The following is a 26,456-nucleotide window of genomic DNA, read 5'->3' as shown; positions in this document are numbered from 1 at the left end:
ACCTTCTCGACCATTCTGCCTGCCGTAAAATCACCGGCGTCATCCTTTCGCAGGATTGCGGTATGGCGCATAAATCGCCATGCGAACAAATTGACTATAGATGATGCCTGAACGGTGTACCGAAGAAAGACCGACTCGCGGGTCTTGGTGGCGGAAAACGCAGGAATAAGGCGGTGTGAAGAACAGAAAGGCGTAAACAGCCTGTGCCGTTATTGCTGTGGGGAATGAGCAATAACGGCGCCGCTACTTACTGAATTCGTTTGACGCGAAGGGAGCGCCCGCCGGTTACCTTGCGCATAAAAAAGGAGCCGAACACGCCGCGTTCGACGGCGACCTGTTCCCCCCCCCGCCAGATGGCTCGGCTACTGCTCTCCACCTGCTGCCATACCTGGCCATTATCCAGAGTGAAGGTGTATTTCCCGAATGCACCTTGCTCGGCACTGGCAATAGTGGCGGTGATGGATTCCGGTGCGTCTTCGACCACCTGTCTCTGTTCCTGGCCGAACTGCTGCTCCGCGTGCTGTCGCAGATTGCCGGTTATCTGGTCATAGCAGGCGAGGCGCTTGCCGTCGTCGCTGAACTGGCCGCACTGCTGCAACTGCGTTTGCAGGGATTCCGCGGCCGTGCCGGGAAGGGCCAGCAGCAGTGTGGTGCACAGGGAAATGAAGAGAGCGGCAAATCGGGTGTGGATTATTTTTTCCATATTGTCAGTTCCGATCGTTGAGTGCGGGACATTCTGCCCCACCGCGGGGTGATGGACAATTCAAACTGAGCCACCTGTCACGTTTCCGCTGCGGAGGCCGTGGAACAATGGTGCCACAGGCAAGAATAACCATAAGTCAACATACTCAGGGGTTGGAAATGAAAAAACTGGTACTTCCCGCGCTCGTTATCGCCGCCATCGGCGGCTATTTCTACTACACCAATCTGGATGTTCCCGCGCAAGCGGTTACGGCGGAAGAGGTCATGGTTGAAGACGTGAAAGCGGCCATGGCTGAGGCGAAGGCCTCTGGCGCCGACATCAAGCCCGCAGGTGAGGATGTGCTCGCTGCCGCGGACGGCGATGTCTTCGCGGATGTGCCGGAGGCCATGGATCATGTGCTGGACGAATCATCAGAATCCGTTGAAGGTGGTATGGAGACGATGGCGGATACCGCGGAGGATGTCGATCACGCGCACGAGTGATACCTCCCGTTTACCGGCTCATTTTCAGGCAAAAAAACACCCGGGCTTCCCGGGTGTTTTTTTGTATGGACGGAGGTGGCGTAGCGACTGGTATCAATTGAATTTTTCAGCCGGGTTATTTCTCTTGCTCGAGGTTTTGAAGTGCCAGTCGCAGAAAACCGTCGGCATTGTTCAGCGCCGCTTCCGCCTCGCCGCGATCGAGGCCACTCAGAATCATCATGATCGCGAGCTTGGCATTGTGGCCGCATTGATTGAGTATTCGCTCCGCTTCATCCGGCGGTGCTCCGGTGGCTTCCATCACGATGCGTCGGGTTCGGTCCACCAGCTTCTGATTTGTTGCTTTCACGTCCACCATCAGGTTGTAGAAGCTTTTGCCGCTGCGGATCATGCTGGCCGTTGTGATCATGTTCAGTACCAGCTTCTGTGCGGTGCCGGCCTTCATGCGGGTGGAACCGGTAAGCACTTCCGGACCGACTTCCGGGAGAATGGCAATATCCGCTTCTTTCGCAATTGTCGCTGATTTGTTGCAGGCCAGGGCGACAGTGGTGCAGCCGGTTTCACGGGCGTAGCGCAGCCCCCCGGTCACATAGGGTGTGCGACCACTGGCGGCGATGCCGACCACCACGTCTTTGGGGTTGAGGTTGATATTCCGAAGATCCTGCGCGCCCAGTTCCGGGTTGTCTTCCGCACCTTCCTGCGCCCGGTGTATCGCATCTTCGCCGCCTGCCATCAGGGGGACAACCATGCCTTCCGGTACGCCGTAGGTCGGCGGGCACTCCACCGCATCCAGCAGGCCAATACGCCCGCTGGTACCCGCACCCATATAGACCAGGCGCCCGCCGGAGCGGAATGCTTCCACAACCGCATCGACCGCCAGGGCCACTTCCGGCAGAACCTGGCGAACCACGCCGGGCACCGTGCTGTCGGCGTTGTTGATTTTTTCCAGTATTCCGAGAGTGGGTAGAAGATCGATATCCAGCGTGTCCGGATTGCGCGACTCGCTGGCAAGAGATCCAAGTTCGCTTGCAAGTGTTCTTTTCATATCCCCCTCAGTTCGGCGCACTTTTATTTTCACGGGTACAACGGGTCTGTGTGGCCGTTTGGGACCATGTTCATGGCGGTGTGAATCTGGTGGGCGATGTCTGTGCATGGCTGAAGTGTAATCAGGCCAGTTGACGGGCACCAGCGGGACGTCGAGAAATGAGTGGGTGACGGTCAATTTGGAGAGAGGTTATGCTCTCGGGGAATTAAAAAAAGTTGGGTTGTAATCAATGAATCTGAATCAGATCACCTTGCCGGTGCGGGATATACCTGCCGCTGCGGAATTTTATCGCCGCCTGGGGTTTTTACAGATTGTGGATACACCGCACTATGCGCGTTTCGAGTGTCCGCAGGGAAGTAGCAGTTTTTCGCTGTCGCTGGAAGAAGGGGCGTATTGCAACGGTGCGGTGATCTATTTCGAATGCGAGGATCTGGATGGCCGGGTAGAAAGACTGCGGGAAAAGGGCGTTGAGTTTGCGCAGTTGCCACAGGATATGCGTTGGCTGTGGCGCGAAGCCGTGTTGTACGACCCCAGCGGTAACAAAATCAAACTGTATCGGGCGGGAGAAAACCGGCTCAACCCGCCGTGGCGGGTCGAGATTTCAGATACGGCGGATTAGCTCTGCGCGTTGAATTGTTTGCCGTTGACGCCGATGCTGTCGTCACCCATCAGGTACAGGTAGGTGGGCATGATGTCTTCCGGTGTGGTAACGGACTGAGGGTCTTCCGCCGGGTAGGCGGCCGCACGCATATTGGTGCGGGTGGCACCGGGATTGATACTGTTGACGCGAATGTTCGATACGCCGTCCACTTCATCCGCCAGCACCTGCATCATGCCTTCGGTGGCAAATTTTGATACGGAATAGGCGCCCCAGTAGGCGCGGCCTTTGAGGCCGACACCGGAGCCGGTAAATATCACGGATGCTGCTTTCGATTCTTCCAGCAGCGGCAACATGGCCCTGGTGAGACCGAAGGCCGCATTCACATTCACCTGCATGACCTGTTGCCACACCGAATAGTGGTAGTTGGCCATGGGGGTGCGTTGACCGAGCAGGCTCGCGTTGTGCAGCAGTCCGTCGAGACGACCGAACTCCTGCTCCACCCCCTGAGCGAGAAATTCCAGCTCTTCCCACTTCACCCCGGACAGATCCACCGGCAGTATCGCCGGCTTTGCGCCGCCGGCGGCTTCGATTTCGTCATACACCGCTTCTAGTTTCGGTATCGTCCGGCCCAGCAGAATCACCGTGGCGCCATGGGCGGCATAGGTTTTTGCGGCAACGCGGCCAATGCCATCGCCGGCACCGGTAACGAGGATGATTTTGTCGTTCAGCAGGTCCGCTCGGGCCTGGTAATTAGTGACGATTTCTGACATCGGGAATCCGGCTCGTAAATTGGTTTCAATCGCACGCAGCAATCATTTGTTGAGGTAGTGCTGTTGCAGCAGTGGCCAGATTTCGCTGGCGTCGTGAATCAGGTGGTCCGCGTTCCAGTTTTCCGGATCGTCGTCGCTGTCGATGTAGCCGTAGCTGCAGGCAATGGTGGGCATACCGGCGGCGCGCCCGGCCGCGATATCGCGCTCGTGATCTCCGACGTATATGGCTTCCGCGGGTTGGCAGCCAATGCGGCTGCAGGCGAGCAGGATCGGCTCCGGGTCCGGTTTGCGGTTGGTGACGTCGTCCGGGCAGATCACCGCACCGGGTGTAGGCAGATGCGCGAAGGCCTGCAGCAGTGGAATGGTGTAGGCCGAGGGTTTGTTGGTAACCACGCCCCAGGCGATGTCATTTTCCGCCAGCTGGTTTAGCAGTCGCTCGATACCCGGAAAGGGCACGGTGTGCTTTGCCAGGTGCATCAGGTACAGGTCCAGCAGGCGCTGGCGCAGGTCGCTGAACCCGGTTTCGCCCTCGTCGACACCGAAGCCGAGGCGCACCATGGCGCGCGCGCCGTTGGAGACCACTTCGCGGATGGTGGCGTCGGCCAGTGGTGGCAAGTGTTCCTGTTGGCGCAGCTGGTTGAGAACCACCACAAAGTCCGGGGCGGTGTCGAACAGGGTGCCGTCAAGGTCGAAGAGTACAGCTTTCATTTCCGGGTACTTCTGCTTTTATTCTGCGGGGCGGATGGTGTGCATCAGATAGTTGACGTCTACGTCCCTCGGGTTGAGTTTGTATTGCTTGGTGAGGGGATTGTAGGTCATACCGCTGATGTCGCGGGTTTGCAGGCCGGCCTCCCGCACCCAGCGCCCGAGTTCTGACGGGCGGATGAATTTGCCGTACTCGTGGGTGCCTTTGGGCAGCATACGCAGGACATACTCGGCGCCGACGACGGCGAAGAGCCAGCCTTTGGGCGTGCGGTTGATGGTGGAGAAGAAAATGTGGCCGCCGGGTTTGACCAGCCTGGCGCAGGCGCGAATCACGGAAGCTGGATCGGGTACATGTTCGAGCATTTCCAGGCAGGTGACGATGTCGTAGCTGGCCGGTGCCGCCTCGGCGAGTTCTTCCACGGGGATGCGCTGATAGTCGATCTGCACGCCGGACTCCAGCGCGTGCAGTCTGGCCACATTCAGCGGCGCTTCCCCCATGTCGATACCGGTGACATCAGCGCCGCGCTGGGCCATGGCTTCGGTGAGGATGCCGCCGCCACAGCCGACGTCGAGGAGCTTTTTGCCGGCGACGGGGGCGCGCTGGTCGATGTAGTTGGCGCGCAGGGGGTTGATCTGGTGCAGGGGTTTGAATTCCCCATGCTGGTCCCACCAGCGGCTGGCCAGCTGTTCAAATTTGGCGATTTCCGCCGGATCTACGTTGATCATCAGTAATCGACTGCCTGGTTCATGCGACCCGCGATTCTATCACGCCAACTCCGGGCCCGTTGTTTCAGTTCTTCTTGGTTGAGTGTGGTCAGTTTCCGATCTTTCAGTAGCTGCTTGCCGGCTACCCACACATTGCGCACATGGTGGCCGTTGGCGGTGTAGATCAGCTGTGAAAGCGGGTCGTGCAGGGGTTGTTGCTCCAGTTCACTCAGATCAATAGCGCACAGATCCGCGGCCTTGCCCACTTCGATACTGCCGGTGATCTCGTCGATGCCGAGCGCCCGGGCGCCGTGAATGGTGGCCATGGCGAGGGCTTGGTGGGCCGGTACCGCGTTGGCATTGCCGGAGATCGCTTTGGCGAGCAGGGCAGCGGTGTTGGTTTCCAGCAGCATGTCGAGGCAGTTATTGCTGGCGGCGCCGTCGGTACCAAGGGCGACGTTGACGCCCGCCTCCAGCAGTCTCGCAACTGGACTGAAGCCGGAGGCGAGCTTCAGGTTGGAACGGGGGCAGTGAGCGATATGGGCGCCGGTGTTCCGGATCAGGGCAATGTCGCTGTCGTCGAGTGCGGTCATATGAACGCAGAGCATTTGTGGCGATAGCAGGCCGAGCTGGTGCAGGCGCTGGGTAGGCCGCAGGCCGGTGTCCTTGATGGCTTTTTCCACTTCACCCGCGGTTTCGTGCAGGTGCATTTGTACTTGCATCTGCAGTTCGTTGGCGTAGATGGCGATTTTCTTCAGGGTTTCGTCACCCACGGTATAGGGCGCGTGGGGGGCGAAGGCGAGGCCGATACGGCTGTGGGAGCGGTAGTCATCTCTGAGCGCGAGGCCTTTTTCGATGGCTTCATCGCTGTTTCTGGACCAGGCGTTGGGGAAGTCGATGACCGGGAAGGCGATCTGGGCGCGTATGCCCGCTTCGCGCGCGGCCGCGGCGGTGGCTTCGGGGAAGAAGTACTGGTCGGAGAAGGTGGTGGTGCCGCTTCGCAGCATTTCGGCAATGGCAAGGCGGGTGCCATCGGCAACGAACTCCGGGCTTACCCACTGTTGTTCCGCGGGCCAGATATGTTTTTCCAGCCAGGTGATCAGCGGGTAGTCATCGGCAAAGCCCCGCAGCAGGCTCATGGCGGCGTGATTGTGGGTGTTGATCAAGCCTGGGATCAGAACCTGGTTTTGGAGCAGGTGCTCCTCCCGGGCATCGAAGCGATTGCGCGCTTCCGCGCTGGGAAGTATGGCTGTAATTGCGCCATCGGTAATGGCCAGCGAGCAGTCTTCATATACGCGCTTCTCCGGTACCACCGGAATGATCCAGCGGGCGTGGATCAGCGTATCAACTGCCTGTTTTTTGTTCATCTTTTCCGTTTGTTTGCGATTGCTTGGCGTAGCCATTGTGTGTTTTTTGTTCCGGGGCAAAGCCGCAAACTTTAGCGGCGCAGGCGAGCATGAACAAGTGTGTGAGAGTCGTCCTACATGGAGTCAGTTGTGGTAGAATCGCCCGCTTGATCGGGGTCCGTGACCAGCTGGCCCCACCAGTTTCCCAGCCTGTTGCTGTATTCGCCCAGAGAAAGGTGCGGGTGACAGGCGGAGTGGGGGCCTGCCCCGCGGGCGGCGTTAACGATAAGGAATGCCTGAAAATATGGGCGAATTAGCCAAAGAAATTTCTCCGATCAATATCGAAGAAGAGCTGAAGCAGTCCTACCTCGACTATGCGATGAGCGTGATTGTGGGTCGTGCGTTGCCAGATGTGCGCGACGGCCTGAAGCCGGTCCACCGGCGCGTGCTCTTCGCCATGAACGAACTCAAGAACGACTGGAACAAGCCCTACAAAAAGTCTGCCCGTGTGGTGGGTGACGTAATCGGTAAATACCACCCGCATGGCGACAGCGCGGTGTACGACACCATCGTGCGTATGGCGCAGCCGTTCTCCCTGCGTTACATGCTGGTCGACGGACAGGGTAACTTTGGTTCCATCGACGGTGACAGTGCAGCGGCCATGCGTTACACCGAGATCCGTATGGACAAGCTCGCCCACGAGCTGCTGTCGGATCTGGATAAAGAGACCGTCAATTTCATCGACAACTACGATGGCTCCGAGCAGATGCCGGAAGTGTTGCCGTCGCGGGTGCCGAATCTGCTGGTGAACGGCTCTTCCGGTATTGCGGTGGGCATGGCCACCAATATTCCGCCGCACAACCTGAGTGAAGTGGTACGCGGCTGTCTGGCGTTGATCGACAATAGTGAGCTCACGGTCGACGACCTGATGGAGTATATTCCGGGCCCGGACTTCCCCACTGGCGCCACGATCAATGGCCGTGCCGGTATTCTTCTCGCCTATCGCACCGGCCGCGGCCGTATCTACGTGCGTGCCAAGGCAGAGGTGGTGCGCGACGAAAAAACCAGTCGCGAAACCATCATCATTCACGAGATTCCGTACCAGCTGAACAAGGCGCGCCTGATCGAGCGTATCGCGGAGCTGGTAAAAGAGAAGAAGATCGAAGGCATTTCCGAGCTGCGCGACGAGTCCGACAAGGACGGCCTGCGCGTGGTGATCGAACTCAAGCGCGGCGAGCTTGGGGATGTGGTTCTGAATAACCTCTATTCCCAGACCCAGCTGGAAAGCGTGTTCGGTATCAATATGGTGGCGCTGGTGGACGGCCAGCCCAAACTGTTGAATCTGAAAGAGCTGCTGGAGTACTTCATTCGCCACCGCCAGGAAGTGGTCACCCGCCGTACCGTATATCTGCTGCGCAAGGCGCGCGAGCGCGGGCACATCCTCGAAGGTCTGGCAATCGCCATTTCCAATATCGATCCCGTGATCGAGCTGATCAAAGCCTCTGCCACGCCCGCGGACGCTCGCGAGGCGCTGCTGGCCAAGGGTTGGCCGGTGGGCGATGTACAGCAGTTCCTAGAGCGCGCCGGTGCCGACGCCTGCCGTCCGGATGAACTGCCGAAAGAATTTGGTATGCGCGACGGTGCCTATTACCTGTCACCGGCTCAGGCCCAGGCCATTCTCGAACTGCGTCTGCACCGCCTTACCGGTATGGAGCATGACAAGCTGCTGGCGGAATACAGCGAGCGCCTGGAGCAGATCGCGGAATACCTGGAGATTCTCGGCAGTCCCGAGCGCCTGATGCAGGTAATCCGCGAAGAGCTTGAAGTGCTGGAGAAAGAATACGGTGATGCCCGTCGCACGGAGATTGTCGCGTCCCGTCAGGATCTGTCGGTTGAGGACCTGATCACTCCGGAAGACAAGGTGGTGACCATCTCCCATGGCGGTTACGCCAAGAGCCAGCCACTGGCGGACTATCAGGCTCAGCGCCGTGGCGGCATGGGCAAGTCGGCTACCCAGGTAAAAGACGAAGACTTTGTCGAGCACCTGCTGATTGCCAACTCCCACGACACCATTCTGTGTTTCTCCAACCACGGCAAAGTGTACTGGCTGAAGGTCTACGAAGTGCCCACCGCCGGCCGTGCCTCCCGCGGTCGCCCGATGGTGAATATGCTGCCGCTGGAAGAGGGTGAGCGCATCAGTAGTCTGATGCCGGTGTCCGAGTACGATGAAAATCACTTTATCTTCTTCGCCACCGCCAACGGCACGGTGAAGAAAACCCCGCTGACGGCCTTCTCGCGTCCGCGCAGCGTGGGCCTGCGTGCGATCGACCTGGATGAGGGGGATCGTCTGGTGGCAACGGCGATTACCGATGGTGGCCGCGATGTGCTGCTGCTGACCAGTGCCGGCAAGGCGGCGCGTTTCGCCGAGGAAAACGTACGTTCCATGGGGCGTGTGTCCCGGGGGGTCCGCGGCATTCGCATGGCGGGCGGTGTCTCTGTCATTGCCATGGTGATCCCCGAAGAGGGTGGTTCGGTGATGATGGTGACCGAAAATGGGTACGGAAAGCGCACCGCGACATCCGACTTCCCCACCAAGGGGCGAGGTACTCAGGGTGTGATTGCCATCGCCGAAAGCGAGCGCAACGGCGCCTTGATCGGCGCCTGTCAGGTGCATCCCGGTGAGGAAATTATGCTGATTTCCGATCAGGGCACCATGGTGCGCACGCGGGTGGATGAAGTCTCCGTGCTCGGACGCAACACCCAGGGTGTGCGGGTGATCCGCCTGAAAGAAGGCGAGCAGCTGGTGGGTTTGGCGCGTATTCAGGAAACGGAAGATGCCAACGGCGAAGAGGGCGGTGCCACTGATGATGGCGCTGTCGACGAGTAATGGCTGCTCCCCGTGAATCCCGAGAAAGGCTGCGATAATTCGCGGCCTTTTTTGACTTTAGCGGCTCGGGCTTGGCGGGTGGCGAAAGCCCTGTAACCGAGGCGGCCGAAATCCGTGATTGCCAGTTTAGCGATGACCGGAATTGGCAAAAATTTAATTCGGAATATGTTTTTCGTTCTTCTGGGAAGTGGAATCAATGAGGAAGTTTAATTTCTGTGCGGGTCCTGCGGCGCTGCCGGAACCGGTGTTGCGTCAGGCGCAGGAAGAATTGTTGGACTGGCAGGGTGTTGGCTGCTCGGTAATGGAGATCAGCCACCGCTCCCCCGAGTTTGTCGCTGTGGCTGAGCAGGCTGAACAGGATCTGCGCGACCTGCTGCATATCCCCGACAACTACCGGGTCCTGTTTTTACAGGGCGGTGCCACGGCTCAGTTCAGCGCCATTCCCTGGAACCTGTTCGGCGCCGGCAGCAGAAGCGCGGATTACATTCATACGGGCCAGTGGGCGGAAAAGGCCATCAAGGAAGCGGAGCGTTACGGCAAGGTCAACATCGTGGCTTCGGCGGAGGACCGCAATTTCTCTTACGCGCCCTCGGCGGACAGTTGGCAGGAAAGCGCGAATACGGCTTATTTTCACTACACCCCGAATGAAACCATCGGCGGGGTGGAGTTTCCGTATATCCCGGAGGTGGCGAGCCCGCTGGTTGCGGATATGTCGTCTACGATTCTGTCTCAGCCGATTCCGGTGGAGAAGTTCGGTTTCATCTATGCGGGCGCGCAGAAAAACATCGGTCCGTCCGGCATTGCCGTGGGTATTGTGCGGGATGACCTGCTGGACCGAGCGCTGCCGGAAATCCCGCGCAGCCTGAGCTGGAAGATCGCGGCCGAAGGCCAGTCCATGGATAACACGCCACCAACCTTTGCCTGGTATCTGTCCGGGCTGGTGTTCAAGTGGCTCAAGGCCCAGGGCGGCGTCGATGCGATGGCGGAGCTCAGTATGAAGAAGTCCGGGCTGTTGTACGACTTTCTCGACCGCAGTGCGTTTTTCTCAAGTCCGGTGGCGAAAGACAGTCGCTCGCGCATGAATGTGCCGTTCGTACTGGCGGATGAAAAACTGGACAAGTTGTTCCTGAAAGAGTCGGAAGAGGCCGGATTGCTGAATCTGAAGGGCCACCGCTCGGTGGGAGGCATGCGCGCGTCTCTGTACAACGCGGTTCCGCTGGAAGCGGTGCAGGCGCTGGTGGGTTTTATGGCCGATTTCGAGCAGCGTCACGGTTGATGCAGCGTTTGATATTAATTTAAGGATTTGGACGAGAGTTATGTCTGAAGATAAGCCGAAGCAGGACGAGCGCCTGCTCGAACTGCGCGATCGTATCGACGGCATCGACAGCGAGATTGCGCGGCTGATTTCCGAGCGTGCCAACTGTGCGCTGGAAGTGGCGGAAGTGAAAAAACGCAACGGCGAAGATGCACTCTACTATCGCCCCGAGCGCGAGGCGCAGGTGTTGCGCCGGGCGATGGAGCGCAATCCGGGCCCGCTTACCAATGAGGAAATGGCGCGCCTGTTCCGCGAGATCATGTCCGCCTGTCTGGCGCTTGAGGAGCCGGTCAAGGTGGCTTACCTCGGGCCGGAGGGTACCTTTACACAGCAGGCGGCGTTGAAGCATTTCGGCCACTCGGCCGTGTCCAAACCGCTGGCGGCCATTGATGAGGTGTTCCGCGAGGTGGAGGCGGGCGCCGTCAATTACGGTGTGGTGCCGGTGGAGAATTCCACCGAGGGTGTGGTGAATCACACCCTGGACAACTTTATGACGTCCAACCTGAAAATCTGCGGCGAAGTGGAGCTGCGGATTCACCAGCACCTGATGATCTCCGACATTACCCGCAAGGAGTCCATCACTCGCATTTACTCTCATGCCCAAAGTCTGGCGCAGTGTCGCAAGTGGCTGGACTCCTACTACCCCAATGTGGAGCGGGTGGCGGTGGCGAGCAATGCGGAGGCGGCCAAACGGGTGAAAGGCGAGTGGAACGCGGCGGCCATTGCCGGCGATATGGCAGCGGAGCTGTATGGCCTCAAAATCCTCAATGAAAAAATTGAGGATCGCCCGGACAATTCCACCCGTTTTCTGATCATCGGTACCCAGGCGGTACCGCCGAGCGGCGACGACAAGACCTCGCTGATGGTGTCCATGCGCAACGCGCCCGGTGCACTGCACGACCTGTTGGCGCCGTTCCAGGCCCACAAAATCGATCTGACCCGGGTGGAGACCCGCCCGGCGCAGAGCGGCAACTGGACCTATGTGTTCTTTATCGACTTCGTTGGTCACCGCGAGCGCGAGAATGTAGCGGCGGCACTGAAGGCTGTGGGTGCCTGTGCTTCGGATATGAAGGTGCTGGGTTCATACCCCCGCGGAGTGCTGTAAATGTCCTCGGAAGAGCATAGCGGGCGGGACGCCAGTGAGGGGGTTGTCGGCCGCCTGGTGGTGGTGGGCATCGGTCTGATTGGCGGCAGTTTGGCACTGGGTCTGAAAGCAGCCAGTGGCTGCCGGGAAGTTATCGGCGTGGCGCGCCGTGCACAGACCTGTGAGCAGGCGGTGGCGCTCGGTGTGGTGGATCGTGCGGTCACTGATCTCGATGAAATTCTGCCGGAGCTGGAGGCGGGCGATGTTGTGTTTGTCGCTGTGCCGACACTTGCGGTAGAGGCGGTGTTTGCGCAGCTGAAAGACCGCCTGCCCGCGGGGGTCACCGTTACCGACGGTGCCAGCGTCAAGGGCAGCGTGATTGCCGCAGCGAAAAATGTCTGGGGACAGGTACCGGATTTTCTGGTGCCTGGTCACCCGATTGCCGGTTCCGAGCAGAGCGGTGTGACAGCCGCGCGCGATGACCTGTATATCGCCCATCGCATCATTCTCACCCCCCTGGAAAACACTGCCGCGGAACATGTACGGCGCATTCACGCCATGTGGGAAGCGGTGGGGGCGGAAGTGCTCTCCATGCCGGTCGGTGAGCACGACGAAGTACTTGCGGCTACCAGTCATCTGCCTCACGTGATTGCCTTCGGGCTGGTGGATACCCTGGCCCACGACGCGGAAAATGAAAATATATTCCGCTATGCCGCCGGCGGCTTTCGCGATTTCACCCGCATCGCTTCCAGCGATCCGGTGATGTGGCGGGACATCATGCTCGCCAACCGCGATGCGATTCTCAAGGCGATCGATCTCTACACCTCCAATCTGGAATCCCTGCGCAGTGCCATTGCCAGCGGCGACAGCGAACATCTGATGGGGGTCTTTACCCGGGCCAAGGCGGCGCGGGATCACTTCACTAAAATGCTGGCCAAAAAAGCGTACACGGAAACTATGGAAGCGAAGGAAGTAACGTTTGTCGCCCGTCCGGGCGGCGCAGTGAATGGCGATCTGCGGGTACCGGGCGACAAGTCCATGTCACACCGTTCCATCATGCTGGGCTCTCTGGCGGAAGGCGTCACCGAAGTGGAGGGATTTCTGGAGGGGGAGGACGCCCTGGCGACCCTGCAGGCATTCCGCGATATGGGCGTGGTGATCGAGGGGCCGGTCAATGGTCGTGTCACCATTCACGGCGTGGGCATGCATGGTCTGCAGGCGCCACCCGGCCCGCTGTATGTGGGTAATTCCGGCACTTCCATGCGTCTGCTGGCGGGGCTGTTGGCGGGGCAGAAGTTTGATTCGGTGTTGACCGGTGACGAATCCCTGTCAAAGCGTCCGATGAACCGTGTGGCAAATCCGCTGCGGGAGATGGGTGCCGCGGTGGAGACCGGTGCAGATGGCCGTCCTCCGGTCAAAATCACTGGCGGCCAGTCCCTGAAGGCCATTGACTACACCCTGCCCATGGCCAGCGCCCAGGTGAAATCCTGTGTGTTGTTGGCGGGGCTGTATGCGGAAGGCGAAACCAGTACCACCGAACCCGCGCCGACCCGTGACCACACCGAGCGGATGTTGGCGGGCTTTGGCTATGACGTTCGCCGCGATGGCCCTCGTGCCAGCGTGACGGGCGGCGGTAAGCTGGCGGCCTGCCACATCGATGTGCCGGCCGACATTTCCTCCGCCACCTTCTTTATGGTGGCGGCGTCCATTGCTCCGGGTTCCGATGTGCTGCTGCGGCATGTGGGCATTAACCCCACCCGCGACGGGGCCATCAATATCCTGCGAGCCATGGGGGCGGACATTACCCTTGAAAACCGCCGTGAGGTGGGGGGGGAACCGGTGGCTGATATCCGCGTGCGCTACGCGCCTCTCACCGGTATCAAAATCCCCGAAGATCAGGTGCCGCTGGCCATTGACGAGTTCCCGGCCATCTTTGTCGCCGCCTCCTGTGCGGAAGGTGAAACCGTGCTCACCGGTGCGGAGGAGTTGCGGGTCAAAGAGAGTGACCGTATCCAGGCAATGGCGGATGGCCTGAAGATTCTCGGTATCAATGCCGAGCCCACGCCAGATGGTATTGTCATCGAGGGCAAGGGCGGCAACGGTGAAGTTGCGGTGTTTGGTGGCGGTGTGGTGGACAGTCTAGGCGACCACCGTATTGCTATGTCCTTCGCGGTGGCGGCGCTGCGCGCGAGCGCGGATATCCGTATCCAGCACTGCGCCAACGTGGCTACTTCCTTCCCGAACTTCGCCGAGTTGGCACAGGGTGCGGGTATGAACCTGAACGTGCATAGCTAATGTGCGCTGAATGGGGGCGCGTTTCATATGTGCCCGAACTTATAAACTAACTCAGGCAGTACCGAATTAGTTATGACTGAAGCGATCTCAAAAGTACCGGTAATCACCATTGACGGGCCGAGTGGCTCCGGCAAGGGCACAATCGCCAAACTGCTGGCAGACAAGCTCGGTTACGCCCTGCTGGATTCCGGTGCGCTCTACCGCCTGACGGCACTCGCGGCGCTGAATGCGAAGGTGGACCTGGATGATGGGGGCAGGCTGGCGGAAGTCGCCGGCAATCTGGATATCCAATTCGCCGTGGCGAATAACGAGGTGAGTGCGCTTTTGGAGGGCAGGGATGTCAGCCGTGATATCCGTATGGAACAGGTGAGTATGGCGGCCTCCAAAGTCGCGGCCATTCCCGCGGTGCGAGATGCCCTGTTGCAGCGTCAGCGGGACTTTCGCGCGCCGCCTGGCCTGGTGGCGGATGGTCGCGATATGGGTACCACGGTCTTTCCCGACGCCCCGGTCAAAATCTTTCTAACCGCCAGCGCAGAAGAGCGCGCCCAGCGGCGCTTCGCTCAGTTGCAGGGGCGAGGGGTTTCTGTTAGCCTCCGCGACCTGCTGGAGGACATCCGCGCCCGGGACGACCGGGATATGCACCGCGCAGCCTCTCCCCTGGCGCCGGCGGAAGACGCGCTGGTGCTGGACAGCACCGACATCGACATTAACGGTGTTCTGCAGAAGGTGCTTGAATTGGTACAGCAGCGCATCGGTTGATGCCTTCTGGGAACCGGTTCCTACAATTTGATTTTTAAACAACAGCGGCCGGGATCAGCCAGAATTGCCCGGCCGCTGTTGTAATCCGACCCGCGTACTGGCAGCGCGGTGGGACTCTGACTGGCGGTTGACTACTATCTACAGTTGCCATCGGTGGAGTCCATTTATATAGGTAATGTAATGAGCGAGAGCTTTGCTGAACTATTTGAAGAGAGCCTGAAAAGCGTCGAGATGGCACCGGGTGCAATCGTTACCGGTGTTGTAATCGACGTCGATAAAGACTGGGTTACCGTACATGCGGGCCTGAAGTCTGAAGGTGTTATCCCCGCTGAGCAGTTCAAGAATGAGAAAGGCGAACTGCTGCTGCAGGTGGGCGACGAAGTACAGGTTGCCCTGGAAGCGGTTGAGGACGGTTTCGGTGAAACCCGTCTGTCCCGTGAAAAAGCCAAGCGCGCTGAAGCCTGGAAAATCCTCGACGCTGCACACGCTGCAGACGAAGTGGTTAAAGGCGTTATCAGCGGCAAGGTTAAAGGCGGCTTTACTGTTGACGTTGCCAACATCCGCGCGTTCCTGCCGGGTTCTCTGGTAGACGTTCGTCCGGTTCGCGATACCGCGCACCTGGAAGGCAAAGAGCTCGACTTCAAAGTCATCAAGCTGGACGCCAAGCGCAACAACGTTGTGGTTTCCCGTCGCGCTGTGATGGAAGCAGCCAACAGCGAAGAGCGCGAAGCTCTGCTGGCCAGCCTGCAAGAAGGTATGGCAGTTAAGGGTATCGTGAAGAACCTGACCGACTACGGCGCGTTCGTAGATCTGGGCGGTATCGACGGCCTGCTGCACATCACCGACATGGCGTGGAAGCGTATCAAGCACCCGAGCGAGATCGTGAACGTTGGCGACGAAATCGAAGTCAAAGTTCTGAAGTTCGACCGCGATCGCAGCCGTGTATCCCTGGGCCTGAAGCAGCTGGGCGAAGATCCGTGGGTATCCATCAAGCAGCGTTACCCGGAAAACAGCCGCGTGAAGGCGGTTGTCACCAACCTGACCGACTACGGCTGCTTCGCCGAGCTGGAAGAAGGTGTGGAAGGTCTGGTACACGTATCCGAAATGGATTGGACCAACAAGAACATTCACCCGTCCAAAGTTGTCAATGTTGGCGACGAGGTCGAGGTAATGATTCTGGATATCGACGAAGAGCGTCGTCGTATCTCCCTGGGTATCAAGCAGTGCCAGGAAAACCCGTGGGATGCCTTCGCGCGTAAGTTCGCGAAAGGCGACAAGATCTCCGGTAAGATCAAGTCCATCACCGACTTCGGTATCTTCATTGGTCTGGACGGCAGCATCGACGGTCTGGTTCACCTGTCCGACATCTCCTGGAACGAAGCTGGCGAAGAAGCCGTGCGCAAGTTCAAGAAAGGCGACGAGCTGGAAACCGTTATCCTGGGCATCGACTCCGACCGCGAGCGTATCTCCCTGGGTATCAAGCAGCTGGAATCCGATCCGTTCTCTGATTACGTAGCCACCAACGATCGCGGCAGCATCGTTACCGGTGTAATCAAAGAAGTTGACGCCAAGCAAGCCATCATCACCCTGGCGGATGAAGTGGAAGGCGTACTGCGCGCTTCCGAAATCAGCCGCGACAAGGTTGAAGATGCGCGCAACGCCCTGAAAGAAGGCGAAGAAGTAGAGACCAAGATCACCAGTGTGGATCGCAAGAACCGCGTGATCAGCCTCTCCATCAAAGCCAAAGATCAGGACGATGAGAAGCAAGCCATCAAGGATCACAGCAAGAAGCAGGCCGAACAGGTTCAGCCGGCGACTATCGGTGACCTGATCAAGGCACAAATGAATAACAAAGACTGATAGGTCTCTGCTATTCAAAGGCTTCGGTTTCATGAGCTGAAGTATCCGGAAGCCGGACTGGGGTTGCCCAGTCCGGCTTTCTATTAGATGATTGCCGCTATTCCAGAATAATCAATGACTTAGAAAGGATTGCGGACTGCATGACCAAGTCTGAACTGATCGAGAAGATTGCTCTGAGGTTGGATCAGCTGCCGGTAAAGGATGTAGAACTGGCGGTTAAAGTCATGCTGGACACCATGTCGGGTGTTCTGGCGGAGGGGGAACGGATAGAAATCCGTGGATTCGGCAGTTTTTCTCTGCACTATCGGGCGCCGCGTACCGGGCGCAACCCCAAAACCGGTGACTCCGTCGAGCTGGCAGGCAAATACGTGCCGCATTTCAAGCCGGGGAAAGAGCTCAGGGATAGAGTAAATCAGCAATTGCAGCGCGACGCTTACGAGAGCGCGTGATTGCCGGGCTGATCGCAGTGAGCTAACACTGTAACGGACTTATCGTTTTTCACTCCCTCGGGAGCCGGAGGTTCTCTTGTCATTTCTGCGCTGGATATCGCGTCTGCTGTTTGGAGTGCTGGCCCTGGCCTGCATTGCCCTCGGTGTGTATTTCGCCGTCGACAATCCGGAGAATATTACCCCGCGATTTGCGGGTTACCCGTTGTTTGCAGGGAGCGTCGGATTCTGGCTTATCGGTTTCCTGCTGATTGGCGCCTTGCTGGGGTTTCTCGCCAGTCTTTTGCCATACTGGACTGAACGGCGCCGGGTAAAAGGATTGGAACGCCAGTTGCTGCGCACTGAGCGTGAGTTGCAGACTGTGCGTCGACAGGTTGCCGGAGAGTGAGTTGAGCGACCTGACGTTTTTTATCTTCATTTTTGCGGCCATCGCCATAGGGTGGTATCTCGGTCGCAAGAGTGGCAAAAAGAAAGGTGCAAAGAACAATCAGCACCACGCGCTGGCGCAATCCTACGCCCAGGGCCTCAACTATCTGCTCAGCGAGCGTCACAACGACGCCATTGAAAAGTTCATCGATGCGCTCGAAGTGAGCAGCGCCACCTTTGAAACCCATCTCGCCCTCGGTAATCTGTTGCGCAAACGTGGCGAACACGACCAGGCCATTCGCGTACATCAGAACCTGCTGGCACGTCCAAGCCTGAACCGGATCAGTCAGCAGAAGGCACAACTGGAACTGGCGAGGGATTATATCGCCGCCGGCTGGCTCGACCGGGCCGAGCGATTACTACAGGAGCTGGTGGAAACGTCCTCGGAGCTGCGTAATACCAGTCTCGAATATCTGGTTGAGGTCTATCGCGACGAGCGCGAGTGGGCAAAGGCGATCCACGCGGTCAATCTACTGCATGGGCGCCGCTTCAAACGCTTGCCTGGCGAGTGGGCGCCGGTACAGGCGCACTTTTGCTGCGAGTTGGCGGAAGAGGCCATTAACGGCAAGGATTACCTGAGCGCACGTAAGCATATCGATGCGGCGCTCAATTACGATCGTCACTCTGTGCGCGCCAATTTGCTGCTGGGGCGATTGGAATATCTGCTCGGGCGTCCCCAGGAAGCCATCAGGGTGCTTGAGCGAGTGCCGAAGCAGAATCCGGACTATATTCCGGAAATCCTCGACCTGTTAATTACCTGCTATGAGGCGGTGGGTGACGAGCAGGGATTGGAGCAGTATCTTGGGGCTCTGTTGAGAGAGCATCCATCGAACAGTGTGCTGATTGCGCTTACGGAGCGAATTCACCAGCAACAGAGTGAAGCGGAAGCGGCCGCCTTTATGGGTAAGCAGTTGGCTCTGCGACCTTCGCTGCGTGGTCTGGGGCACTTCCTGAATCTACATATTGACAGTGCCGAGGGGCGCTCCCAGGAAAATCTGTTCCTGCTCAAAAATCTGATCGATCAGCTGATTGCCAGTCGCCCGCACTATCGCTGTAGCAACTGCGGTTTTTCCGGTAATCAGCTGCACTGGCTGTGCCCGAGCTGTAAACACTGGGGCAGTGTGCGCTCGGTTAAAGGCATTGAGGGCGAATAGTGCCCTCGTCGACGCTAAATGGCCGCAAATGTTTTCGAAATTTAGAGGTGTACATTGACTGATTCTGTTGCATCCCCGGTAATCGTTGCGCTGGATTACGATAATGCGCAGGCGGCATTGGATATGGCCGCACAGCTGGATCCGACGGTATGTCGTGTGAAGGTCGGCAAAGAGTTGTTCACCATCGCCGGTCCGGAACTGGTGCGGGAGTTGGTGGATAAGGGATTCGACGTGTTTCTCGATCTGAAATTCCACGACATTCCCAACACTGTGGCTGCAGCCGTGCGCGCTGCGGCCAATCTTGGGGTCTGGATGGTCAATGTTCACGCCAGCGGCGGTGAGCGGATGATGTGCGCTGCGGTGGATGCGCTGGCTCCGCTGGGGAATAAGCGTCCGCTATTGATTGGCGTTACGGTGCTGACGAGTACCGCAGAAGAGGAGCTGGAACCGGTTGGTGTCAATCGACCGCTGAAACAGCAGGTGCTGACGTTGGCTCAGCTGGCAAAAAATAGCGGGCTCGACGGGGTTGTGTGCTCCGCGCAGGAAGCGGAATCGCTCAAACAGCTGTGTGGTGATGCCTTCTCTCTCGTGACTCCCGGTATCCGTCCTGCCGGTTCTGCCGCGGACGACCAGCGCCGAATTGTTACGCCGGTGGATGCCTTGAAAAATGGGGCGGATTATCTCGTGATCGGACGGCCGATCACTGGCGCTGCCAATCCCGCGGCCGCACTGCTTGCGATCGTGGATGATATTCGCAATAGCAACGCCTGATGGGAAGAAAATAGGACCCAGGTTTGTACCTTGGTCCCATGTTGTGCTCTGCTGTATTCGTGTGTAATGGCGTGTAATCGCCAAAAGGTCAAAATGCGGAAGATTTATTGGTAAAGTCGCTCCTGCTTGGGGGTGTATGTGGTCCCATGGAAAGAAGATCCACAAACAGACTAGAAGGAATTTACCATGAAGCTTTTCCGTATCCCGCTGGCGCTGCTCTTCGCTCTGTCAATGATGTTGATGAATGTGCAGTCGGTCAGCGCTGAAGAACCGGTTGTTCAGGAGCAGATGTCGGTCAACCTGAACACTGCGACCGCCGAAGAGTTGTCTTCAGCGCTGGAGGGCGTGGGGCCAGCAAAAGCACAGCTGATTATCCAGTACCGGGATCAGATTGGGCAGTTTTCGAGCATAGAGCAGTTGCTCGAAGTAAAAGGGATTGGTGTAGCAACCCTGGAGAAAAACAAAGAACGGATTCAGTTGTGACCGGAACGTTCCCGAAAACAGCGCCAAAAGGCGCTGTTTTTCTTCATGTAGATTGTGTATCAGGTTTGAATATTCGCGAATAGGTGGCGATCCAATATATGCGGTGGGTGATTATAGGCAGTTCAGGATATATAGGCTCCGCCTTGTGTCGTTACCTGATTGACCGGGGGTTGCCGGTGCTTTCGCTCTCTCGTCGTAATGTGGGGCCTGCAGGTAGCGAGCATCATCAGATTGCTGAGTATACGGAGTCGGGATTCCGCGGACTTTTCGCGCCTGGTGACAAGATCGTATATGCGGCTGGCCTGGCGAGTATTTCTGAGTGCCGGCGGAAGCCTGACTTGGCAGATTGGCTCAACTGTCAATTACCAGCAGCGCTTCTCAAGTTGGCGAATGGGGCCGGAGCCGACAGTTTTTTGTATTTTTCCAGCGTCAAGGCGAGGAAAGCACCGTGCGGAAAGGTGGCGGGAGAAGAGGCGGGTGAGCCAGCCGCGGACCCCTATGGGCTCAGCAAATGGCGAGCAGAGCAGTTGTTGCTGTCATGTTCGGGGAGGGTGCGTGTCAACGTCCTGCGGCCTGCCGCCGTTTATGGAGAATACAGGCGTGGTGTGGATGAGAATGAAGGCAGGGGGCGATCCAGCCATGCTTCTGGTTGGGGAGGACGAATAAAGCGGCTGATTGGTTTCCTTCCGATTGTGCCCGCTACCGGGTATCGCAGTGTTGTGGCTCTGGAGGAGCTGTTGACGGCGGTTTTCTTGTTGGAGGAGCGCTTGTGTAACCGGGAGGTCTTTATCGTATCCGAGCCTGCTTACTATGATTTGGCTGCGATCAGTTCTGCGGTGAGTGGGCGGCGTATAAAAAGTAGCCACATTGGCGGAGCTCTTCTGATGCTCCCCTTTTACATATTGTCAGCATTTGGCATTAAGGCAGCTTTTCTTGATGTGCTGAGAAGTGAGCTTTATAGTGCGGAGCGGCTTAAAGCGTGCCTTTCCTGGCGGCCACGGGCGCGATACGGCGAATTTTTGAGGGGGGAGTGATGGGGGCTCTTATGCAATCGTGGTGGGGGCCGCTAGTAATATCCGCAGGTGTCACCACTTCGGTAATGTGGCTGCTGCTTACCCGCTTGCGGCAATTTGCGCTGGACACCCCTAACCATCGCTCACTTCACGAGGTGCCTGTCCCCCGCACTGGCGGCTGGGCAATTCTGGCCGGAGTTGCCGCGGGGGTTCTTGCCGCCGGAGTCGATTTATCCGCCGGTGTCGTCGTGGCATTTCTCTTGTTGTTGTCCGTGTCTGTGGTGGACGACCTGTGCTCTCTGAGTGCTCGGCTTCGCTTTGTGGCACAACTGGTGTCCGTTTCTTTGCTGGCGATCTCACAGGTTCCGGAGTTGGCGCATTGGCTGCTGTGGGTGCCTGTTGTAATTACCGGTGTCTGGATCGTCAATCTGTACAACTTTATGGATGGAATGGACGGATTTGCCGGAGGTATGACCAGTATCGGGTTCGTCGCCCTGGGGGGGATTTGCTCGTTGCGAGGCGCTGGGGAGTTGGCGGGAATCTGCTTTTTGCTTGCGCTAAGTAGCGCCATATTCCTGTATTACAATTGGCCGCGGGCGCGGATTTTCATGGGGGATGCCGGCTCGACGGTGATCGGGCTGGCGGTATTCAGCGTCGGTATTGCCGGGTGGCAGCAGGGCGTTTTCAGCCTGGCGGTTCCACTTCTGATTTTTCTGCCTTTCTGGTTCGATGCCACTCTGACGTTGATGATCCGTATGGTCAGGAGGGAGCGCTGGTGGGAAGCACATCGACAGCACTTATACCAGCGTGCAGCCTTGAAGTTCGGTGTGAAATCCGTCTTGTATTTGGAATTGTCTGTGATGCTGTGCACGTCCGCCGCGGCGGTTTTGTTGATAGTATCCGGCGTAATTTAGGTATATTCCTGGCGCGATTCCAGCGGAAGGTCCGGTAGTACTTGTGTGGGGGCGGATCATGAAGATCCGACAGGGGAATACATTGGGGGAACGGTGAAGCGCTTTTACAAGGCCGCTCAAAAAAACTACAAGCCAGTGCTGATGTTGTTTTACGACCTGTTGATGCTGACAGCAGCATTTCTGTTGGCAATGACAATCAGATTCAATGGGGCGGGGCTCATCACAGAGCAGACTATGGCGTTGTGCCTTGGCCTGACGTTGATATCCAGCAGCTTTATCTTCCTTCGCCTGGGACTTTACCGCACGGTAATCCGTTATATGGGGCAGCAGGCCATTGTGGCTGTGCTTCAGGGGGTAACCGCATCCGCGGTCGTTCTTGCCGTGGCCTCTTATCTTACCTATGCCGGTGTGCCCCGTTCAGTGCCTGTCATTTACTGGTGTTTTGCCCTGATTGCGGTTGGTGGCTCGCGCTGGCTGGTGCGCATCTACTATCAGATGGCGCTGGAGATACACAAAACCCGTGTTGCGATCTATGGTGCCGGAACTGCGGGATTACAGCTGTATAAAGGATTGATTCACGGCGAGATGTATAAAACCGTCGCTTTTTTTGACGATAACGCCTCCAAGCAGAATACGTTGATTGACGGTGTGCTGGTCTATAGCCCTGCGAATATCCTTGACGTCATTGCAGAGCGGGATATTTCGGAAGTTTTGCTGGCGATGCCCGGTGTTCCCAAGCGTCGTCGGAGAGAGATTACCCGCAGCCTGCGGGAGCGCGGTGTTGTTGTTAAGGTGATTCCCGGTATGGAGGAGTTGGTGGATAGTGCCGGCCGGGTTTCTGATGTTTCCCAGATTTATGAAAATATTCTCGGGCGTGCACCGGTAGAACCTCAGAAGGAACTGATTTCGGCTTCCATCGCTGGCAAGGTGGTTCTGGTTACCGGTGCTGGTGGTTCCATCGGCTCTGAACTCTGTCGCCAGATTTTGCAATGGGAGCCAGCCAAGCTGATTATGGTTGAAAGCTCTGAGTTTTCCCTTTACCAGATTGAACGTGAGTTACGACAGCAGCAGCAGGACGAAAATCTTCGAGTCGAAGTGACGGCATTGCTGGGGGATGTACGCAATCGCACCCGTATGGCTGAGATTATCCAGTCCTTCAATGTGCACACCATATACCACGCCGCAGCATACAAGCATGTTCCTCTGGTTGAGCACAATGTGGTCGTGGGTGCTGAGAACAATGTTCTCGGTACCCTGTCGGTGTTGGAGGCGGCGGAAGCCTTCGGTGTTGAGCAGTTTGTACTGGTTTCTACCGACAAAGCAGTACGCCCGACCAATGTGATGGGGGCGACCAAGCGGCTGGCTGAGCTGATTTGTCAGGATTTCGGACGGCGTTTTGGCCGCACCCGGGTTTGTATGGTGCGCTTTGGGAATGTGCTTGGTTCCTCTGGCTCGGTTATTCCGTTATTCACTGATCAGATCAATGCCGGCGGTCCGGTTACGGTTACTCATCCCAAGGTGACTCGCTACTTTATGACCATTCCCGAAGCCGCACAGCTGGTATTGCAGGCCGGCAGTATGGGGCGTAAGGGAGAGGTTTTTGTGTTGGATATGGGGGAGCCTGTGCGCATCCTCGATATTGCCCGACGTTTGATTCAGATCATGGGGCACACCGTACGCGATGACGCCAACCCCGACGGAGATATTGAAATACAGATCACCGGGCTGCGCCCCGGAGAAAAGCTCTATGAAGAGCTGCTATTGGGAGACAAGGTGGCGGGCACCGATCATCCCATGATCATGCGCGCGGAGGAGGAGCGGTTGCCCAGTGAGCGGCTGCAGTTGTTTATTGGTGAATTGAAAGAAGCCTGCATTCGCCAGGACGCAGTGGCTGTTCATCGTTTGCTGATAGAGTCGGTAAAAGATTACACGCCGAAGCAGCAGTTGATTGATACGGTGTGGGCTCAAGCTTCAGAGCAGGGCGGTGACGTTTCGGTGCCCACTGGGAATGCTGAAGTCAAACGCTTGCCGATTGCTGCGCAGAGACGCGGGCAGCGGATTACCGGGGAAGTCCCGGAGGTGTGATTCTTTAATATCGTTGATCCCTGTAGATTGTAGACTGCAGGGATTTTGCTGCAGCTGCTTATTCCTGATGATTTATCTGCGGAATAAAAAAGCCCCGCACCTTTTCAGGTGCGGGGCTTTTTGTTTGGCTCCGCCTGCTGGGCTCGAACCAGCGACCCAATGATTAACAGTCATTTGCTCTACCAACTGAGCTAAGGCGGAATAGTTTTTTAAGTGGTTATTCTGTCCACTCTAAAGAAAAACCTCGCACCCTTAACCGGCTGCGAGGTTTCTTTGTTTGGCTCCGCCTGCTGGGCTCGAACCAGCGACCCAATGATTAACAGTCATTTGCTCTACCAACTGAGCTAAGGCGGAATGGTGTCTGACCGGTCTCTATTTGAGGTCTCGTTCAGATGGCGCGTATCTTATAGAGCCCCTCAGGGGAGGTCAACCCTCTTTATACAAAAATAACTCATTGATTTTACAGTGTTTATATTCTGTTCTCTGCGCCGCCACGAATGGCGGTTTGTCCCGCCGGGGACTTAGCGCCTACAATTTCCCGTTCGCGTGTGCCCGTTATCGGGCGTGGACAGTTCAGGTGAATATGATGGAATCCAGACCGTTTGAAGTTGCCAGCAAATACGCCCCCGCGGGTGATCAACCGGCTGCCATTGAGGCGCTGGTGGAAGGCATCCATGATGGCCTGGCGCATCAGACCCTGCTCGGGGTGACCGGCTCAGGTAAAACTTTCACCATGGCCAATGTGATAGAGCGGTTGCAGCGGCCGGCTATCGTAATGGCACACAACAAAACGCTGGCGGCACAGTTGTATGGGGAGTTGAAGGAGTTTTTTCCGCGCAATGCGGTGGAATATTTTGTTTCCTATTACGACTACTACCAGCCGGAGGCCTATGTGCCTTCATCCGATACCTTCATTGAGAAGGACGCGTCGGTCAACGAGCACATTGAGCAGATGCGGCTGTCTGCGACCAAAGCGCTGATCGAGCGCAAGGATGTCATCGTCGTCGCGACGGTCTCCGCCATCTATGGTCTGGGTGATCCCGACAAGTATCTGAAGATGGTGCTGCATCTGGACCGTGGGGATATCGTCGATCAGCGCACCATTCTGCGCCGCCTCGCCGAGCTTCAGTACACCCGCAACGATGCCGACTTCCGCCGCGCGACCTACAGGGTACGCGGGGACATCATCGATATTTATCCGGCGGACTCGGATCTGGAAGCGGTGCGCCTGTCGCTGTTCGACGAGGAGATTGAAGAGATCACGCTGTTCGACCCGCTGACCGGCGAAGTGCTGCAGAAGGTGCCACGTATCACCATTTTCCCGAAGTCCCACTATGTGACGCCAAGGGAGACGATTCTCGAAGCTATCGACAGGATCAAAGAGGAACTGAAGGAGCGCCTGGAGCAGTTGCGGGAAAACAGCAAGCTGCTGGAGGCCCAGCGCCTGGAGCAGCGTACCCGCTACGACCTGGAAATGATGCAGGAGCTGGGTTATTGCAATGGGGTAGAAAACTATTCCCGCTATCTATCCGGACGTGACGCCGGCCAGCCGCCCCCCACCCTGTTCGACTACCTGCCACACGACGCACTCCTGTTTATTGACGAGAGCCACGTCACCGTGCCGCAGATTGGCGGCATGTACCGCGGTGACCGCTCGCGCAAGGAGACGCTGGTGGAGTACGGTTTCCGCCTGCCATCGGCACTGGATAACCGGCCGCTGAAATTTGAAGAGTGGGAGCAACTGTCACCGCAGACCATTTTCGTGTCTGCCACACCGGGCAAGTACGAAGGCGAGCACGCCGGTGCGGTAGTGGAGCAGGTGGTGCGCCCCACCGGTCTTGTAGATCCGCTGGTGGAAGTGCGCCCCGCGGCCACCCAGGTGGATGACACGCTGTCGGAAATTCGCCGCTGTGTCGCCGCCGATCAGCGTGTACTGATTACCGTTCTGACCAAACGTATGGCGGAAGATCTGACCGAATATCTGCGGGAAAATAACGTGCGGGTGCGCTACCTGCACTCGGATATCGACACCGTGGAACGGGTGGAGATCATTCGCGACCTGCGTATCGGTGAATTCGATGTGCTGGTGGGAATCAACCTGCTGCGGGAGGGGCTGGATATGCCGGAAGTTTCCCTGGTGGCCATTTTCGATGCCGACAAAGAGGGTTTCCTGCGCTCCGACCGCTCCCTTATCCAGACCATCGGGCGTGCTGCGCGAAACCTTGAGGGCAGGGCGATCCTGTATGCGGACAAGATTACCGATTCCATGCAGCGGGCGCTGGAGGAAACCGAGCGCCGCCGGGAAAAACAGCTGGCCCACAACGCCGAACACGGCATCACCCCGAAAGGTATTCGCAAAAGTGTTGCGGATATTCTCGAGGGCGCGATCGCGCCCGGAGTGCCCGCACGCGGGCGACGCAAGGTGGCGGAGAAAGGCGCTGACTATAAAGCGGATAAAAAACCGCTTACGGAGCAGCAGCGCTGGGCGCGCATCGAGGAGTTGGAAGAGCAGATGTACAACCATGCCAAAAATCTCGAATTTGAGGCAGCGGCGCGGTTGCGCGACGAGATCGCCAGGCTCAAGGAGCCCGGCGATCTGTCATAACAGGG

The 26,456-nt window shown here is 57.7% G+C and carries 23 protein-coding genes and 2 tRNA genes; 17 read left to right on the top strand and 8 right to left on the bottom strand.

What is annotated here, in order from left to right:
* Positions 1-247 precede the first annotated feature (247 nt).
* Positions 248-703: a hypothetical protein gene (locus C3938_RS16835; protein ID WP_105104360.1), complete on the bottom strand. Its 456-nt coding sequence runs from the start codon at positions 701-703 to the stop codon at positions 248-250.
* Between the two features lie 158 nt (positions 704-861).
* Here C3938_RS16835 and C3938_RS16830 point away from each other — a divergent pair, with 158 nt between their 5' ends.
* A complete protein-coding gene (locus C3938_RS16830; protein ID WP_105104359.1) occupies positions 862-1,185 on the top strand; it encodes a hypothetical protein in 324 nt (107 codons plus the stop codon).
* Between the two features lie 115 nt (positions 1,186-1,300).
* Here C3938_RS16830 and murQ read toward each other — a convergent pair whose 3' ends face one another.
* Positions 1,301-2,227: an N-acetylmuramic acid 6-phosphate etherase gene (gene murQ / locus C3938_RS16825; protein ID WP_105104358.1), complete on the bottom strand. Its 927-nt coding sequence runs from the start codon at positions 2,225-2,227 to the stop codon at positions 1,301-1,303.
* A gap of 229 nt (positions 2,228-2,456) precedes the next feature.
* Here murQ and C3938_RS16820 point away from each other — a divergent pair, with 229 nt between their 5' ends.
* Entirely contained in the window at positions 2,457-2,846 is a 390-nt protein-coding gene (locus tag C3938_RS16820) for a VOC family protein (protein ID WP_105104357.1), read from the top strand.
* Here the strand turns inward: C3938_RS16820 and C3938_RS16815 are convergent.
* From C3938_RS16815 to C3938_RS16800, 4 genes are read right to left on the bottom strand one after another with little or no spacing between them, the layout of a single operon-like run.
* Entirely contained in the window at positions 2,843-3,598 is a 756-nt protein-coding gene (locus tag C3938_RS16815; protein ID WP_105104356.1) for a YciK family oxidoreductase, read from the bottom strand. The genes C3938_RS16820 and C3938_RS16815 overlap by 4 nt on opposite strands.
* A gap of 42 nt (positions 3,599-3,640) precedes the next feature.
* Entirely contained in the window at positions 3,641-4,306 is a 666-nt protein-coding gene (locus tag C3938_RS16810) for an HAD family hydrolase (protein WP_105104355.1), read from the bottom strand.
* 18 nt (positions 4,307-4,324) lie between these two features.
* A complete protein-coding gene (gene ubiG / locus C3938_RS16805) occupies positions 4,325-5,029 on the bottom strand; it encodes a bifunctional 2-polyprenyl-6-hydroxyphenol methylase/3-demethylubiquinol 3-O-methyltransferase UbiG (RefSeq protein WP_105104354.1) in 705 nt (234 codons plus the stop codon).
* Positions 5,029-6,375 carry a TRZ/ATZ family hydrolase gene (locus C3938_RS16800; RefSeq protein WP_105104588.1) on the bottom strand — a complete coding sequence of 449 codons (1,347 nt, stop codon included), beginning with the start codon at positions 6,373-6,375 and terminating at the stop codon, positions 5,029-5,031. Before C3938_RS16800 ends, ubiG begins: the two co-directional genes overlap by 1 nt.
* Positions 6,376-6,658: 283 nt before the next feature.
* Here C3938_RS16800 and gyrA point away from each other — a divergent pair, with 283 nt between their 5' ends.
* The 14 genes from gyrA (at position 6,659) to C3938_RS16730 (ending at position 23,846) form a co-directional block, all read left to right on the top strand.
* A complete protein-coding gene (gene gyrA / locus C3938_RS16795) occupies positions 6,659-9,241 on the top strand; it encodes a DNA gyrase subunit A (protein WP_105104353.1) in 2,583 nt (860 codons plus the stop codon).
* Positions 9,242-9,437: 196 nt separating this feature from the next.
* Positions 9,438-10,517 carry a 3-phosphoserine/phosphohydroxythreonine transaminase gene (gene serC / locus C3938_RS16790; protein ID WP_105104352.1) on the top strand — a complete coding sequence of 360 codons (1,080 nt, stop codon included), beginning with the start codon at positions 9,438-9,440 and terminating at the stop codon, positions 10,515-10,517.
* A 40-nt stretch (positions 10,518-10,557) separates the two neighbouring features.
* The gene (gene pheA, locus C3938_RS16785) at positions 10,558-11,661 is read left to right on the top strand and encodes a prephenate dehydratase (RefSeq protein ID WP_105104351.1); all 1,104 of its coding nucleotides are present in this window, start codon (positions 10,558-10,560) and stop codon (positions 11,659-11,661) included.
* Entirely contained in the window at positions 11,662-13,935 is a 2,274-nt protein-coding gene (locus tag C3938_RS16780; protein ID WP_105104350.1) for a bifunctional prephenate dehydrogenase/3-phosphoshikimate 1-carboxyvinyltransferase, read from the top strand.
* A gap of 72 nt (positions 13,936-14,007) precedes the next feature.
* Complete coding sequence (gene cmk, locus C3938_RS16775; RefSeq protein ID WP_105104349.1) at positions 14,008-14,694, top strand: (d)CMP kinase; 687 nt, start codon at positions 14,008-14,010, stop codon at positions 14,692-14,694.
* Between the two features lie 180 nt (positions 14,695-14,874).
* Positions 14,875-16,554 carry a 30S ribosomal protein S1 gene (gene rpsA / locus C3938_RS16770; RefSeq protein ID WP_105104348.1) on the top strand — a complete coding sequence of 560 codons (1,680 nt, stop codon included), beginning with the start codon at positions 14,875-14,877 and terminating at the stop codon, positions 16,552-16,554.
* A gap of 140 nt (positions 16,555-16,694) precedes the next feature.
* Positions 16,695-17,003 carry an integration host factor subunit beta gene (gene ihfB / locus C3938_RS16765; RefSeq protein WP_105104347.1) on the top strand — a complete coding sequence of 103 codons (309 nt, stop codon included), beginning with the start codon at positions 16,695-16,697 and terminating at the stop codon, positions 17,001-17,003.
* Between the two features lie 76 nt (positions 17,004-17,079).
* A complete protein-coding gene (locus tag C3938_RS16760; protein ID WP_233998962.1) occupies positions 17,080-17,388 on the top strand; it encodes a lipopolysaccharide assembly protein LapA domain-containing protein in 309 nt (102 codons plus the stop codon).
* A gap of 1 nt (position 17,389) precedes the next feature.
* Positions 17,390-18,580, top strand: coding sequence for a lipopolysaccharide assembly protein LapB (gene lapB / locus C3938_RS16755; protein WP_105104346.1), 1,191 nt, complete (start codon positions 17,390-17,392; stop codon positions 18,578-18,580).
* A 54-nt stretch (positions 18,581-18,634) separates the two neighbouring features.
* The gene (pyrF, locus tag C3938_RS16750) at positions 18,635-19,351 is read left to right on the top strand and encodes an orotidine-5'-phosphate decarboxylase (protein ID WP_105104345.1); all 717 of its coding nucleotides are present in this window, start codon (positions 18,635-18,637) and stop codon (positions 19,349-19,351) included.
* A 186-nt stretch (positions 19,352-19,537) separates the two neighbouring features.
* Entirely contained in the window at positions 19,538-19,834 is a 297-nt protein-coding gene (locus C3938_RS16745; RefSeq protein ID WP_105104344.1) for a ComEA family DNA-binding protein, read from the top strand.
* A 98-nt stretch (positions 19,835-19,932) separates the two neighbouring features.
* Positions 19,933-20,868: an NAD-dependent epimerase/dehydratase family protein gene (locus tag C3938_RS16740; protein ID WP_105104343.1), complete on the top strand. Its 936-nt coding sequence runs from the start codon at positions 19,933-19,935 to the stop codon at positions 20,866-20,868.
* Positions 20,814-21,761, top strand: coding sequence for an MraY family glycosyltransferase (locus tag C3938_RS16735; RefSeq protein ID WP_158681750.1), 948 nt, complete (start codon positions 20,814-20,816; stop codon positions 21,759-21,761). The genes C3938_RS16740 and C3938_RS16735 overlap by 55 nt, the downstream gene beginning before the upstream one ends.
* Before the next feature lie 93 nt (positions 21,762-21,854).
* On the top strand, positions 21,855-23,846 hold the full coding sequence (locus C3938_RS16730; RefSeq protein WP_105104341.1) for a polysaccharide biosynthesis protein: 1,992 nt from the start codon (positions 21,855-21,857) through the stop codon (positions 23,844-23,846).
* A gap of 125 nt (positions 23,847-23,971) precedes the next feature.
* Here the strand turns inward: C3938_RS16730 and C3938_RS16725 are convergent.
* Both C3938_RS16725 and C3938_RS16720 read right to left on the bottom strand, forming a co-directional pair.
* Positions 23,972-24,047 (bottom strand) — tRNA-Asn (locus tag C3938_RS16725).
* Positions 24,048-24,124: 77 nt separating this feature from the next.
* Positions 24,125-24,200 (bottom strand) — tRNA-Asn (locus C3938_RS16720).
* A 232-nt stretch (positions 24,201-24,432) separates the two neighbouring features.
* On the opposite strand from C3938_RS16720, the gene uvrB reads away from it, so the two are divergent.
* Positions 24,433-26,451, top strand: coding sequence for an excinuclease ABC subunit UvrB (uvrB, locus tag C3938_RS16715; RefSeq protein ID WP_199775639.1), 2,019 nt, complete (start codon positions 24,433-24,435; stop codon positions 26,449-26,451).
* Positions 26,452-26,456: the final 5 nt, after the last annotated feature.

Origin of the sequence: Microbulbifer pacificus (genome assembly GCF_002959965.1) — a bacterium.
GTDB lineage: Bacteria > Pseudomonadota > Gammaproteobacteria > Pseudomonadales > Cellvibrionaceae > Microbulbifer > Microbulbifer pacificus_A.
The sequence above is the reverse complement of the archived record's forward strand: the minus strand, read 5'-3'. Positions and strand labels throughout refer to the sequence as shown.

Bases quoted from the DNA above. Each gene is read 5' to 3' on its own strand.
- uvrB (WP_199775639.1), top strand. From the start codon at position 24,433: ATGGAATCCAGACCGTTTGAAGTTGCCAGCAAATACGCCCCCGCGGGT.
- ubiG (WP_105104354.1), bottom strand. From the start codon at position 5,029: ATGATCAACGTAGATCCGGCGGAAATCGCCAAATTTGAACAGCTGGCC.
- murQ (WP_105104358.1), bottom strand. From the start codon at position 2,227: ATGAAAAGAACACTTGCAAGCGAACTTGGATCTCTTGCCAGCGAGTCG.
- C3938_RS16830 (WP_105104359.1), top strand. From the start codon at position 862: ATGAAAAAACTGGTACTTCCCGCGCTCGTTATCGCCGCCATCGGCGGC.
- cmk (WP_105104349.1), top strand. From the start codon at position 14,008: ATGACTGAAGCGATCTCAAAAGTACCGGTAATCACCATTGACGGGCCG.
- serC (WP_105104352.1), top strand. From the start codon at position 9,438: ATGAGGAAGTTTAATTTCTGTGCGGGTCCTGCGGCGCTGCCGGAACCG.
- C3938_RS16810 (WP_105104355.1), bottom strand. From the start codon at position 4,306: ATGAAAGCTGTACTCTTCGACCTTGACGGCACCCTGTTCGACACCGCC.
- rpsA (WP_105104348.1), top strand. From the start codon at position 14,875: ATGAGCGAGAGCTTTGCTGAACTATTTGAAGAGAGCCTGAAAAGCGTC.
- C3938_RS16835 (WP_105104360.1), bottom strand. From the start codon at position 703: ATGGAAAAAATAATCCACACCCGATTTGCCGCTCTCTTCATTTCCCTG.
- gyrA (WP_105104353.1), top strand. From the start codon at position 6,659: ATGGGCGAATTAGCCAAAGAAATTTCTCCGATCAATATCGAAGAAGAG.
- pheA (WP_105104351.1), top strand. From the start codon at position 10,558: ATGTCTGAAGATAAGCCGAAGCAGGACGAGCGCCTGCTCGAACTGCGC.
- C3938_RS16780 (WP_105104350.1), top strand. From the start codon at position 11,662: ATGTCCTCGGAAGAGCATAGCGGGCGGGACGCCAGTGAGGGGGTTGTC.
- C3938_RS16800 (WP_105104588.1), bottom strand. From the start codon at position 6,375: ATGAACAAAAAACAGGCAGTTGATACGCTGATCCACGCCCGCTGGATC.
- C3938_RS16745 (WP_105104344.1), top strand. From the start codon at position 19,538: ATGAAGCTTTTCCGTATCCCGCTGGCGCTGCTCTTCGCTCTGTCAATG.
- C3938_RS16820 (WP_105104357.1), top strand. From the start codon at position 2,457: ATGAATCTGAATCAGATCACCTTGCCGGTGCGGGATATACCTGCCGCT.
- ihfB (WP_105104347.1), top strand. From the start codon at position 16,695: ATGACCAAGTCTGAACTGATCGAGAAGATTGCTCTGAGGTTGGATCAG.
- C3938_RS16740 (WP_105104343.1), top strand. From the start codon at position 19,933: ATGCGGTGGGTGATTATAGGCAGTTCAGGATATATAGGCTCCGCCTTG.
- C3938_RS16815 (WP_105104356.1), bottom strand. From the start codon at position 3,598: ATGTCAGAAATCGTCACTAATTACCAGGCCCGAGCGGACCTGCTGAAC.